We start from the raw sequence: 12,697 nt of genomic DNA, 5'->3' as shown, positions 1-12,697 counted from the left end.
GCGGCGGGCCTCGGTCACCCTCGTGTCGTGCCTCGTGGTGGCGCGCTCGACCCACGGATGACCAGGCTGGTCGGGAGCACGACCTGACGCGGCCCCTCCCACTCGCCGGTGACCAGCGACTTCAACATGCGCGCGGCCTCGTACCCGAGCTGGTACATCGACTGGTCCACGGTGGTCAGCCCCGGCTCGGTCAACGCCGACTCCGGGATGTTGTCGAATCCGACGATGGACAGGTCCCCGGGGACCGAGATCCCCAACTCCGCGGCGACCTCCAGCACCTTGAGGGCCATGCCGTCACTCGCCGCGAAGATCGCCGTTGGCGGGTCCGACCGTTGCAACAGGGCGCGCGCCAGCGGGACCGCCGACTCGGGGTTGAAATCCCCCTCGCCGATCAGCGTCGGATCGATCGGGACGTCGGCCGCGATCAGCGCCGCCCGGTATCCCTCCTCCCGCGACCAGGCCGCCGCAAGGCTGGATCGCCCCGCGATGAACCCGATGCGTCGGTGGCCCAGGCCCAGGAGGTGCGCGACGGCGGTGGTCGCGCCCGCGAGGTTGTCGGCAGTCACCGAGGGCGCCGTCGAGCCGCGCACCGGGTCGATGGCCACGATCGGCGTCCGGCTCTGCACCTCGCCCCAGGGTGTGACGACGATGCACCCGTCGGTGAGGGTGCCCGACAGGCGGGTCACGTGCCGCTTCTCCCAGCCCTCCGAATACGATCCGTAGAGGTCGCTGTTGGCGTAGATGATCAGGTCGAAGCCGGAGCGACTCAGCGCCTTCATCGCCCCCTTGAGCACCTCCGCCGTGTACGACTGGAAGCTGTGCGTCACGAGGCCCAGGACGTTGGTGCGGCTGCGCCGAAGGCTCGTGGCCACCAGACTCGACTCGTAGCCGAGTTGCTCGATGGCCGAACGGACCTGAGCGATCGTGCGGGCACTGACACCGTAATGGCCGTTGACCACGCGGGAGACGGTGGCCGTGGAAACGCCGGCAACCCGTGCCACATCACTCATTGTCGCGGGCGCATTGACCTCGATCATGCCGCTCCCTCTGGACTGCAATCGTTATCGGTTACGTTTCCAGGGTGTTGCCAACGTAACCGACAGAGGTATCGAGCACAAGACCTGCGAACCCGGTGACAACTGTCCTACCAGGACACTTGCGCACCACGATGGACCGACGAGGGCCGTCACGACAATGTGGCCGACTGTCACTCTCCAGGCCGAAGGGAGAGCCGGCGTTCGCGGTCGTCCGCCTCGGGAGAATGGAGGACGCACGCCGTCGGAATCGATTCCACCCGACGACGAGGCAAACGGCGACGCGGAATGCGTCTATCGATAACCGGTCCGGTGCGCCGTGGCGGTGGATCCGTTCCGGTGCCACCGGTCGCCACCTCGACAGTGGTCACCCGGCCGGGCCAACATTGATGGTTGGCGTCGTGTTCCCTACCGTAAACGTAATCGGTAACGTTTACATAGATCGAGAAGGTAATCGACCGCCACCACGATGTCCAGACCTCGCACCGCCCCCACCCCCTCGGTTCCGCTGCCGTGGCAGAGATCCCGGCGTCGGGGCCTCCACGAAGGGAGCCCGTCCTGAACCCCCACCTCGACAACCCGCCGGAACACGTGGCCGGCAGTGGCTGTCCACTCCCCCACCGCCACGGGCTGCCCGCCCGGCCGGCCGGGATCGCGCCGATGGTCACCGGGGAGGCGCCGTGCACACCGCGCGCCTGAGCCTGGACCCACGTCGGCGCGTCGCGCCGGTGCCGCGTCGACTCTTCGGCTCGTTCGTGGAGCACCTGGGTCGCTGCGTCTACACCGGCATCTACGAGCCGGGCCACCCGACGGCCGACGCCGACGGCTTCCGGGGCGACGTTCTGGCACTCGTTCGGGAGCTGGGCGTGACCACCATCCGCTATCCGGGTGGCAACTTCGTCTCCTCCTACCGGTGGGAGGACGGCGTCGGCCCGGTCGACCAACGGCCGGCCCGGCTCGACCTCGCCTGGCACAGCCTGGAGACCAACGCATTCGGGCTCGACGAGTTCATCCGCTGGCTCGGCAAGGCCGACCTCGAACCGATCATGGCGGTCAACCTCGGCACCCGGGGCACCGCCGAGGCGGTCGACCTCCTCGAGTACGCCAACCACCGCGCTGGCAGCCACCTCGCCGACAGGCGACGCGACAACGGCGCGGTCGACCCGTACGGGATCCGGCTGTGGTGCCTGGGCAACGAGATGGACGGCCCGTGGCAGGTGGGCCAGCGCAGCGCGACCGAGTACGGGCGTCTCGCCGCGCAGACCGCGAAGGCGATGCGCCGGTTCGATCCCGACCTCGAGCTCGTCGCCTGCGGCTCGTCCCACCTCGGCATGCCCACGTTCGGCAGCTGGGAACGCGACGTGCTCACCGAGGCGTACGACGACGTCGACCTGATCTCGCTGCACGCCTACTACCAGCCGGTCGACGACGACCTGCCCAGCTTCCTCGCCTCCGCCGAGGACATGGACAGGTACATCGACGCCGTCACGGCCATCGCCGACTCGGTCGGTGCGATCCGCCGGTCGACCAAGAAGATCATGATCGCGTTCGACGAGTGGAACGTCTGGTACCAGTCCGCCGCCCCCTCGACGCCGCCGAGCGGCGAGGACTGGCCGGTCGCGCCGCCGCTGTTGGAGGATCACTACAGCGTGGCCGATGCCGTCGTCGTCGGTGGCCTGCTCATCAGCCTGCTGCGCCACAGCGACCGCGTGACGGCGGCGTGTCAGGCGCAACTGGTGAACGTCATCGCACCGATCATGACCGAGCCCGGTGGCTCGGCCTGGCGGCAGACCATCTTCCACCCGTTCGCCCGCACCGCCCGGCACGCCCGGGGAGCGGTGCTCGACGTGCTCCGCGACGGCAGCACGACGACCACCGACCGCCACGGTGACGTGGTGGCCGTCGACGCGGTCTCCACCTGGGACGACAGCACCGGTGAGCTGACCGTGTTCCTCGTCAACCGCGACACCGACACCCCGGCCGAGGTGACCGTCGACGTCAGCGGCGCCCAACTGAGCGGGATCATCGAGTGCGTCACCGTCGGCGGCACCGACCTGGCCGCCAAGAACACGGCCGACGGCCCGGACCACGCCGAGCCGCGGCCCAACGACACGGCGCGACAGGCCGACGCGGACGTCCGGCTGACGCTGCCGCCCGCGTCCTGGACGATGCTGCGACTGCGCGCCACGGCAGCGACCCCGTGACCGGCTGAGACGGCGCCCCGGCCGCCACTCCTGTCACCAGGGGTGGCGGCCGGGGTTCTTCCCACCGCACCGGGGAGGGGGTCGGGCCCGGTGCTACCCGAGCGTCGACCGGCGCGCGGTGAGAAGCATCGAAGACCGGAAGTGGGTGACCACCGGGGCGTTCACACCACCACGGACGGTCGGCGTCGCTATCGCACCGTCTGCTCCAACCTCCCGTCGACCCGCCGGGGAATGGCGGTGTAGCCGTCCTGTAGTTCCTCGGGAAGGATCCAGACCGGGGCGTCCTGCCAGGCCAGCGGGCGCAGGAAGCGCCGGATCGAGGTGGCGCCGACGGAGGTGTGCACGGCGTTCGTCGAGGGCCAGGGTCCGCCGTGGTGCTGGGCCCACGACACCCGGACGCCTGTGGGATAGCCGTCGAAGACGATACGGCCCGAGCGGTCGGCGAAGCTGTCGACGAGCCGGCGTACGACACCGGAGTCGTCGTCGGGTCCACGGTGCAGGGAACCGGTCAGCGACGGGGGGAGGGTCGCCAGCACGGCGTCGAGCGCGGCGACGTCGTCATAGCGCACCACGACCATGAGCGGGCCGAAGCACTCGTCGGCGATCTCGGCCGTGAGGCCCGGCAGGTCGACCTCCAGGAGCGCCGGTGCGACGCGGAAACCCTCGTCGGCGTCGATCTGCGCTCGCGCCGAGACCCGAGCGCCGGCCTGCTCGAACGCTGCCGCCTGCTTCTCGTACGCGGCCTGGATGCGGTCGTTGAGCAGGACCGCACCGCCGGTGGCGGCGACCTTCGCCCGCAGCGTGTCGACCAGGCGCGCACCGTTCGGATCGGACGGGACGAAGGCCAGCCCGGGCTTCGTGCACAGCTGGCCGCCCGAGTTGGTGAAGGAGGCGAACAGCCCCTCGGCGATCTGCTCTGCCCGGTCGGCGGCCGCGCCGGGCAGGACGACGATCGGGTTCACGCTGCTCAGCTCGGCGTAGAGGGGAATGGGATCGGGGCGTTCGTCGATGGCCGCCTGGATGGCACGGGCGGCGCTGACGGAGCCGGTCAGGGCGGCCGCGCGGATCGCGGGGTGGCGCACCAGCGCGCGGCCGGCCTGCTCGCCGTACACCGTCGCGAGCACGCCGTCGGGCCCGCCCAGGTCGCGGACGGCCGCCGCGATGGCCGCGGCCGAGGCGTGTGAGGTCAACGGGTGCGACGGGTGGGCCTTCAGGACCGCGGGACAGCCCGCGGCGAGCGCGGCGGCGGTGTCACCACCCGCCACGGAGAAGGCGAACGGGAAGTTGCTGGCTCCGAAGACGGCCACCGGCCCGAGGGGTACGAGCATCCGCCGCAGGTCCGGGCCGCGTCCGAGCGGTGTGTCGGCGGCGTGGTCGATGGCGGCCTCGAGGTAGCCCCCGTCGCGCAGCACGTCACCGAACATCCGGAACTGGATCGCCGCCCGGGTGAGTTCCTGGTCGAGTCGCGCGTGGCTCAGACCGGTCTCCGCCTCCGCCGCCGCGACCAGGTCCCCGCGGCGGGCCTCCAGGGACGTGGCGATCGCGTCCAGCAGGTCCGCCCGGCCGTGCCTGCCCAGGCCGGACAGCCACTTCGCGGCCTGCGACGCCTGGCTGGCGATCGCCTCCAGCCGAGGTTCGTCGGTCTCGCTGAGTTCCGTCGTACGACGTCGACCGTCGCGTGGGTCGACAGTGCTGACCATGTTCACAGCAGTCCTCTCCTTGCCAGATTGCCCATCAGATCCCGGACGCCGAACTGCCACGGCTCGCATTCCTGGGCGTGCCGCACCCGGTTGACAAGGGTGCCGAGAGCCGGGCAGCCGATCCGTACCACGTCGTCGATCTTGTGGGTGAAGCCCTCGCCGGGGCGGTCCCGGTCCTGGGTGGGCGCGAACATCGTGCCGAGCATCAGGGCGGCGCCGTCGGGATAGCGGTGGTGCGGGCCGAGCAACTGCCGCACCAGCTCCGCCGGGTCGCGCGACATCCGGGTCATCTCCGAGACCGCCTCCAGGTGGAAGCCGTCCACGCCGTGGATGTCCAGGCTCACCTCAAGCTCGCGCACCCGTTCCAGGTCGAACCGCTCGTCGAACAGCCGGATCAGGGGGCCGAGGGCGCACGAGGCGTTGTTGTCCTTCGCCAGGGGAAGCAGGAGCGCCGAGCGGCCCTCGACATCGCGCAGGTTCACGTCGTTGCCGAGGGTGGCGCCGACGATCCGGCCGCTGGACTGGACGATCAGCGTGACCTCGGGCTCCGGGTTGTTCCAGGTCGACGCGGCGAGCACCCCCACCGGGACGGCGGTGCCGACGGCGGAGAGGACCTGCCCCTTGGTGAAGATCTCGGCGTCCGGCCCGATCCCCACCTCCAGGTACTGACTCCAGATGCCCTCGGCGATCAGCAGGCTCTTGAGCCGGTCGGCCTCGACCGAGCCCGGAGTCAGGCTGTGCAGGTCGGCGCCGATGTCGGCGAGCATCCGGTGCCGGATGTCCGCCGCGAGCGCCAGGTCTCCGCGGGCCCGTTCCTCGATGACGCGTTCGATCATCGAGACGGCGAAGGTCACGCCAGCGGCCTTGAGAGCCTGAAGGTCGACCGGAGCGAGCAACCAGGGCCGGGTGTGGTCGCGGGTCGCGGCGGCGGTGTTGGCCAGGATCTCGCCGAAGTCGCCCAGCCGCGGCCCGTCGAGCCCGGAGACCGTCGCGGCGGGGTCGGGCAGCTCGCAGATGTCCCGGACGGTGGGGAACCGCTGACTGAGGTCGATGACCTGACCGTCCCGGACGGTCACGGGTGAGGGGCCGTCACCGGCCGGGTCCCAGATCCGGCCGATGAGGACGCTGTCGTCGGCGTCGTCCGGGAGCGCCTCGGCGGCGGTCCCGAACCAGTCCGCCCCGGCGGGCTGCCGCCGGGGCTGGGGCACCGTCATGAGCCGCTCTCCAGGTTGAAGAAGGATCGCTCGTCGCGCGGACGGATGTCGAAGACGGCGTCCTGGAACATCCGGAGCGGATGCGGTGTGAACGGGTGCCGCTCGATCGCGTCGAGGTCCAACTCGATGCCCAGTCCGACCCCGGTCGGGATGAGCACGTCGCCGTCGGCGGTCAGCACCAGCCGTTCGTTGGTGATCTCGGGTCGCCACGGCACGTCCGTCGCCATGATCTCCAGGTACCGGAAGTTGGGCAGTGTCGCCCCGAGTTGCAGCGTCGCGGCGGTGCTGAGGGGGCCGCTCGGGTTGTGCGGCGCGAACCCCACGTAGCTGGTCGCCGCGAGCGTCGCGATGAAGGCCAGCTCGGCGATCCCGCCGGCGTGGGTCACGTCGGGCTGGACGAAGTCGACGGCCTGACGGGCGAGCGCGGGCGCGAAGCCCTGCCGACCGAACCACCGCTCCCCCGCCGCGATCGGCACTGGCGACGCGCGGCGGATGTCCACGAGTGCGTCGAGGTTGTCCGGCGGGCACGGCTCCTCGAACCACACCGGGTCGAACTGGGCGATCTCCCTCGCGACCTTGATCGCGTGGCGGACGTCGAAGCGACCGTGCCCCTCGACGAACAGCTCGACCTCACGGCCCACCGCGCCACGGACGGCGTCGATCTGGGCGAGCACCCGATCCAACTGCGCCGTGGTGATGGTCAGGTCGTAGTTCTCGAACGGGTCCCACTTGAGGCCGCGGAAGCCGGACTCCACAGTCCGGCGCGCGGCGGCAGCGAAGTCCTCCGGCGTGACGGCGCCGGAGAACCAGCCGTTCGCGTACGCCCGCACCCGGTCCCGGGTCGCGCCGCCGAGGAGCCGGGAGACCGGGACACCGAGGTCGCGCGCCGAGATGTCCCACAGGGCCATCTCCAGCGAGCTCAACGCGGTCATGATGACCGGGCCGCCGCGCCAGTACCAGTCCCGCGCGGTCTCGTAGAGGATCTTCGAGATGCGTGTCGGGTCCAGGCCCACGACGGCCTCGGCCAGCTCGGCGATGGCGCCCTGGACGGCCCTTTCCTTGCCCTCCAGGGTGGCCTCACCGAGCCCGACGATCCCCGCGTCGGTGTGCACGCGCACGATGACGAGGTTGGTGCGGTAGAAGTCGACGACAAGTGTGTCGATGGAGACGATCTTCATTTTTCGGCTCAACCCTTCACCGCGCCGGCGGTCATGCCGGACACCACGTACTTCTGCACCAGCAGGTAGAAGGCGACGGCGGGCAGCGTGAACAGGAAGGCGACGGCCATCACCGTCTGGATCGGCGTGCCCAGCTCACCGATGAAGTTCGCGATGCCGACGGAGGCCGGCTGCAGGTCCGGGTTGAAGATGAACGTCACGGCGAACACGTACTCGTTCCAGGCGTGGAAGAAGGCGATGACCGCGGTCGCCGCGATCGACGGCGCGATCAGCGGCACGTTGATGCGGGTCAGGGTGGTGAAGGGCCGGGCGCCGTCGGCGCGGGCCGCCTCCTCCAACTCCTTCGGGATGCCGTCGATCGCGCCCTTGAGGATCAGCGCGACGATCGGCAGGACGAAGGCGGAGTTCACCAGGACGAGGCCGGTCAGCGAGTCGAGCAGTTCGAATCGGCGGAACAGCGCGAACAGTGGCACGACCATGAGCGCCTCGGGCAGCATCTGCGTGAACAGCAGCACGACTGTCAACACGGCCTTGCCGGCGAACGAGAACCGGGACAGCGCGTAGCCGAGCGGGATGCCCAGGCCGACCGAGACGACCATCGTGCCGACAGCGATGATGAGGCTGTTGAGCAGCCAGCCGGCCGCCTTGCCCTCGGCCAGCGCGTCGACGAACACCCCGAACTGGCCGAGGTCCGGCGTGAGCCGGGGCTGGTCGGCGAAGAGGTCGCTGTTGCTCGACAGCGCCGTGACGAACATCCAGTACAGCGGGAACACCGCGACACCGAGTACGACGAGCACGGCGACGATCCGTGCGGTGACACCGAAACGGAAGCGCCTCATCGGGCGTGCTCCTTCTCCACGGCACGGGCGACCAGTCGGCTGCCGATGACGACGATGAGTGAGATGACGACGCCGACCATTCCGATGGCCGCCGCCGATCCGAGTTCCTTCGAGTCGAACGCCTGCGAGTAGAGGTCGATGACGAGCGTCTCGGTGGCGCCGACCGGCCCGCCCTTGGTCATCAGCCAGATCAGCTCGAACCGCCGCAGCGACCAGATCGTCATCAGCAGCGCCAGAAGCCCCACGGTCGGCTTGATGACCTGCCAGGTGACGGCGCGGAAGGTGGCCCAGCGTCCCGCGCCGTCCACGGTCGCGGCCTCGTTGAGGTCCTGCGGAACGGACTGCAACGCGGAGAGCAACACCACCGAGGTGAACGGGAACAGCTGCCAGATGGTCGTCGCGAGCACCGCCGGAAGCGCGTACCGCGGGCTGTCCAGGATCGCGCCGCCCGGCACCCCGAGTCCCACCGCGTCGAGGAACCGGTTCACGATCCCGTACTGCGCGTTGAGCATCCAGGTGGCGATGAGCGCGACCGCGATGCCGGGCGCGGCCCAGGGGACGGTCACCAGCGCCCGCGCCACACCACGGCCCCGGAACTTCCCGTTCAGCAGGAGCGCGACGACGAGCCCGGCACCGATCGCGACCACCACGCAGGTGAGCACGTAGACGACCGTGATCAGCAGGGTGCGGTGGAACTCGGGGTCGCCGAAGATCCGGTTGAAGTTGTCGAGCCCGACCCACTCGCTCTTGGTCGGGTTGAGCAGCCTCGTCCGGGTGAAGCTGAGGTACACCTCCTGGACGAGGGGCACCGCCTGGAAGACGAGGATGAACAGTGCGGCGGGTGCCAGGAACAGGTACGGCGTCCACCTGCTGCCCAACGGGCTGGGCCGACGCCCGGCCCCGGGCCGGGGTGTTGTCTTCGGTGCTCCGGTCTGCTCGACCACAGTCATCGGGTTCGATCCTTCTGGGAAGGACGCTGCCGGCGCACCTCGCGTCGCGCCGGCAGCGTCGCCGTGTCGAGCGGTCAGCGGACCAGGTCGGTCGCCTGCTGCTGGGCGCGGTCCAGTGCGGACTTCAGGTCGGTCTTACCCTGCAGGGCCGCGACGACGTTCTGCACGACCACCTTGCGGATGTCCGGCGTCTTGGCCTCGAACCCGAGGACGATCTGCGGCAGGCTGGTCTCGGTGAGTCCGTCGAAGACGGGCAGGAACGGGGTCGCCTTGAGCGTCTCCGCGCTGCGCTGCGTGGTGGTGGCGACGCTGCTCGCGCCGAGGATCTCCTGCAGCTTGACCTGGTTCTGCGGCTCCAGCGCCCACTTGATGAAGGTGGCGGCCTCGTCCTTGCCCTCGCTCGCCTCGTTGATCACGATCGGCGCCAGGATCGCGCCCTGCTTGCGAACGGGGAACGGGATGGGCGCGACACTGAAGTTGAGCTTCGCGTTCTGGCCACGGGTGGCGGTCACGTAGCCGCCGTTGTTGAGCTCCATGCCGACCTTGCCCTCGGCGAACATCCGCCGGAACGTCGCCGCGTCCGCTCCGCGCGGGATCACGTTCGCGTCGTACAGGTCCTTGAACGCCTGTAGACCCTTGAGGTTCGCCGGCGAGTTGATTGTCAGGTTCTTGCCGTCGGACCACGCGCCGCCGAAGCCGTAGACGTAGTTGAAGATGTCCTGCCACACGCCGGCCTCCTCGGCCTCCGTCTGGCGGAACGCCAGGCCGAAGACGTCGCCCTTGGTCAGCGACTTGGCGGTGGAGGCGAACTGCTCGTACGTGGTCGGGGGCGTCGGGATCAGGTCCGCGTTGTAGAACATCGCGTAGTTCGACGCCTCGAAGATGATGCCGTGCCGGACACCGTCGTGGACCATGAACTGGTCGGGCTGCTTGAGCAGGTCGTACTTGCCGGCGTCGATCACCTTGTCCAGCGGTGCGACAAGGCCGGCGTCCGAGGCGGCCTCGAACTCGGGCATGTCGAAGCGGACCAGGTCGGGGCCCTTACCGCTGCCCATCTGCGTGAGCACCGTCTGACCGAAGGTCGGGTACGGGACCGCGGCGGCGGAGACCTGGACCTTGGTCTGGCTCGCGTTGAACTCGTCGAGCCACTTGGTCAGCAGAGGTCCGCGACCCGGATCGCCGAAGGTCGAGGCGGCGAAGGTCAGTTTGGTGACACCGTCCCCCGAATCGCCGCCGGAGCCACAACCGGTCAGGAGAGCGGCGACCAAGCCGAGGGCACATGTCGCCCTGGCGATGCCGAAGCGAGCGCGCTGGTTACCCATTGTTACTCCAGTGTTACGAGACAGCCTCATCTGGGTGAAATTGCAACGATCGTAGCGCCATGCGCAACGGTGTCAAGAGGCGATTGCACATGGCGTCATCCATATTGCATAATGTGCAATGACAGCGACGGCCCGACCGTCGCGCGAGGGAGGCACGGCCTTGGCGCAATCGATCCGCCGCGCGATCGACCTCATCCGTCGATCCGCAGAGCACCCGCTGTCCCTCACGGAGGCTGCGGAGGTGCTCGGCGTCCACAAGTCCACAGCCCTGCGCATCCTGCAGACACTGGAGTCCGCGCGTTTCGTCCGGCGGACCGGCGCGGGCACCTACGTGCTCGGCAGCGGCCTGATCGAGTTGTCCGAGCTCGCGCTCGGCTCGATGGACCTCCGCCAGCCCGCCGCCGCACACCTGCGGGCGCTGCAACGCGAGACCGGCCACACCGTACACCTGGCACAGTTGACCGGCGACGAGATCATCTATATCGACAAGGTGGACAGCCCGGCGTTCGACGCCGTCAAGCTGCCGTCCCGGGTCGGGCGGGCGGTGTCCATCTACGCGAGCGCCGTCGGCAAGACGATCCTTGCCTACCTCCCCCGCGAGGAACGCGACCGCCTACTCTCCCACGTCGTCTACAAGAGATTCACCGACACCACCTTCACCGACCGCGATGCCCTCGACGCCGAACTCGCCCGCATCCGCGACAACGGCTGGGCCACCGACAACGGTGAGCACGACGCCTACGTGATGTGCGTCGCCGCGCCGATCAGGGACTCCCGGGGCCAGGTCATCGCCGCGGCCTCGATCACCGCGATCGAGGTCATCGCCAGCCTCGACCAGCTGAAGGGCAACCTGCCGCGCCTGCTGGAGACCGCGACCCAGATCTCCAACGAACTCGGCTACACACCCCCGTCCGCCCCGAGCCCGGCCGCGCCGAAGGATGGCCGATCGACCGACGGGTGACCCCTCAGCGTCCGGTCGACCCGGGCGCGGTCCACCACCAGGTTTCGAGCCTGGTTTCGGCGGTGGGTCGACGTCGAGCGGGAGGCGGTCGCGCTGCGCGCATTCCAACTCGCGTGGGTGCCGGGCCTACTGCAGACCGAGGCGTACGCGCGGGCCACGCTCGCGTGGGAGGCGCTGACACCTGCTGAGACAGACGAGTTGGTGTCCGCGAGCATAGGGGCGATCAGTGGAACTCCGGAGAGAAGCGGCACTGACCCGGAAGCGCAGGAAGGCCCGGCCTCCACACTCGGGGCCCGGGCCTTCCTGTTTCGTGTCTCAGTCGTATGGCGTGGCCGTGGAGGGTCACGCGTGTCCGCGTTCCCTCCGACCCGCTCGGCCGAGGTCTGGTGACCGCTTGAGCAGGACGACACCGCCCACGATGAAGATGATGCTGAGGACCAGCCCGGTGACGTTGCCCTGGGCCAGGGTCGCGAAGATGCCCAGCAGGCCGATGATGACCGCCACCCCGCCGACAAGTCGCATGAGGTAGCCGCCGACTGACTTGACTCGTTCATTCGCCATGGTCATTCTGTGCCCGACGGGCCGTCGCCACAAACACGTGCTGGCGGCGGAGCGTTCAGGCGTCGCCGAGCCGCTGGTGTTCGTCGGTCTCCATGTCGATAAAGGCATGGATCATGGCGCGGTAGATGCGCTCGATCAGGTCCGGGTCCGCGCCGGCCTCGTCCGCCAGCGTGCGGACCCGGGCAACCACCTGGGCGACCCGGTCCGGCGCACGGACCGCCTGCTTGTCGCTCTTGAGCGGGGCCGCTCGCCGGACCAGGGCCTCCCGCCGGGCGAGCAGCCCGACGAGCGCCGCGTCCAACTCGTCGATCTGGGCGCGGATGTCGGCGAGCGCCGACGCGGTGTCTGTCATGCCGGGAATCGTGGCACAGCGGGGTCGGACGCGCGGACCGCCGTCAACCCGCCGGGAACGCCGAGCACGGCGGTGTCCCCGACCGCGCGTAGATCTGCGCGTGCTCCGGGTACCACTCGGAACCGTTACTTCCCTTGTAGATGCCGATGAAATCGGGGCGGCCGATGTCGAACCACGAGAATGGCCCGAAATAGTCGTTGCTGTTGCGCTCGAAGTTGTCGGCCGAGTTGTCGAGGTTGACGTAGCCGGGCGACTCGGCGAGACCTGTTCGTGATTGCTGCGATGGCAGTGGAATGAGGCCGACACGCTCTCCCACGCCGGGGAGAGTCACCAGGCGGCGGGCGACCCGGGGGGCCGCTCGGCTCGCCTGGCTGCGGGCGTT

At 69.5% G+C, this 12,697-nt stretch carries 12 protein-coding genes and 1 pseudogene; 3 read left to right on the top strand and 10 right to left on the bottom strand.

Features of this window, described 5'->3' with window-relative positions; genetic code table 11:
• Positions 1-14: 14 nt before the first annotated feature.
• Positions 15-1,010 (bottom strand): LacI family DNA-binding transcriptional regulator, encoded by a 996-nt coding sequence (locus ACGFIW_RS25320; protein WP_393320845.1) that lies wholly within the window; start codon positions 1,008-1,010, stop codon positions 15-17.
• A gap of 704 nt (positions 1,011-1,714) precedes the next feature.
• Here ACGFIW_RS25320 and ACGFIW_RS25315 point away from each other — a divergent pair.
• Positions 1,715-3,238, top strand: a complete 1,524-nt coding sequence (locus ACGFIW_RS25315) for an alpha-N-arabinofuranosidase (protein ID WP_393320350.1) — start codon at positions 1,715-1,717, stop codon at positions 3,236-3,238.
• A 188-nt stretch (positions 3,239-3,426) separates the two neighbouring features.
• Here the strand turns inward: ACGFIW_RS25315 and ACGFIW_RS25310 are convergent, their stop codons facing one another.
• The 6 genes from ACGFIW_RS25310 to ACGFIW_RS25285 all read right to left on the bottom strand — a co-directional run bounded on the left by ACGFIW_RS25310 (position 3,427) and on the right by ACGFIW_RS25285 (position 10,441).
• Positions 3,427-4,938, bottom strand: coding sequence for an aldehyde dehydrogenase family protein (locus ACGFIW_RS25310; protein ID WP_393320843.1), 1,512 nt, complete (start codon positions 4,936-4,938; stop codon positions 3,427-3,429).
• Between the two features lie 2 nt (positions 4,939-4,940).
• Positions 4,941-6,152 (bottom strand): fumarylacetoacetate hydrolase family protein, encoded by a 1,212-nt coding sequence (locus tag ACGFIW_RS25305; RefSeq protein ID WP_393320347.1) that lies wholly within the window; start codon positions 6,150-6,152, stop codon positions 4,941-4,943.
• On the bottom strand, positions 6,149-7,330 hold the full coding sequence (locus ACGFIW_RS25300) for a mandelate racemase/muconate lactonizing enzyme family protein (RefSeq protein WP_393320344.1): 1,182 nt from the start codon (positions 7,328-7,330) through the stop codon (positions 6,149-6,151). Before ACGFIW_RS25300 ends, ACGFIW_RS25305 begins: the two co-directional genes overlap by 4 nt.
• An 8-nt stretch (positions 7,331-7,338) precedes the next feature.
• Positions 7,339-8,169 (bottom strand): carbohydrate ABC transporter permease, encoded by an 831-nt coding sequence (locus ACGFIW_RS25295; RefSeq protein WP_393320341.1) that lies wholly within the window; start codon positions 8,167-8,169, stop codon positions 7,339-7,341.
• Positions 8,166-9,119, bottom strand: coding sequence for a carbohydrate ABC transporter permease (locus tag ACGFIW_RS25290; RefSeq protein WP_393320338.1), 954 nt, complete (start codon positions 9,117-9,119; stop codon positions 8,166-8,168). Before ACGFIW_RS25290 ends, ACGFIW_RS25295 begins: the two co-directional genes overlap by 4 nt.
• A gap of 74 nt (positions 9,120-9,193) precedes the next feature.
• A complete protein-coding gene (locus ACGFIW_RS25285; RefSeq protein WP_393320336.1) occupies positions 9,194-10,441 on the bottom strand; it encodes an ABC transporter substrate-binding protein in 1,248 nt (415 codons plus the stop codon).
• Positions 10,442-10,601: 160 nt separating this feature from the next.
• Between ACGFIW_RS25285 and ACGFIW_RS25280 the strand changes: the two genes are divergently transcribed.
• Both ACGFIW_RS25280 and ACGFIW_RS25275 read left to right on the top strand, forming a co-directional pair.
• Positions 10,602-11,402: an IclR family transcriptional regulator gene (locus ACGFIW_RS25280; RefSeq protein ID WP_393320333.1), complete on the top strand. Its 801-nt coding sequence runs from the start codon at positions 10,602-10,604 to the stop codon at positions 11,400-11,402.
• Positions 11,403-11,450: 48 nt separating this feature from the next.
• Positions 11,451-11,618, top strand: a pseudogene (locus ACGFIW_RS25275) (Scr1 family TA system antitoxin-like transcriptional regulator); the annotation flags it as partial.
• Between the two features lie 126 nt (positions 11,619-11,744).
• On the opposite strand, the gene ACGFIW_RS25270 reads toward ACGFIW_RS25275, so the two are convergent.
• Genes ACGFIW_RS25270 through ACGFIW_RS25260 form a run of 3 tightly spaced genes read right to left on the bottom strand, consistent with a single transcriptional unit; the run spans position 11,745 to position 12,631 of the window.
• Complete coding sequence (locus tag ACGFIW_RS25270; protein ID WP_393320330.1) at positions 11,745-11,963, bottom strand: hypothetical protein; 219 nt, start codon at positions 11,961-11,963, stop codon at positions 11,745-11,747.
• A gap of 55 nt (positions 11,964-12,018) precedes the next feature.
• On the bottom strand, positions 12,019-12,315 hold the full coding sequence (locus ACGFIW_RS25265; RefSeq protein WP_393320327.1) for a chorismate mutase: 297 nt from the start codon (positions 12,313-12,315) through the stop codon (positions 12,019-12,021).
• Positions 12,316-12,358: 43 nt separating this feature from the next.
• The gene (locus ACGFIW_RS25260; RefSeq protein ID WP_393320324.1) at positions 12,359-12,631 is read right to left on the bottom strand and encodes a hypothetical protein; all 273 of its coding nucleotides are present in this window, start codon (positions 12,629-12,631) and stop codon (positions 12,359-12,361) included.
• Between the last annotated feature and the right edge of the window lie 66 nt (positions 12,632-12,697).

Source organism: Micromonospora sp. NPDC048935 (assembly GCF_043197875.1).
Lineage (GTDB): Bacteria > Actinomycetota > Actinomycetes > Mycobacteriales > Micromonosporaceae > Micromonospora.
This window is presented reverse-complemented; position numbering and strand designations above follow the sequence as displayed.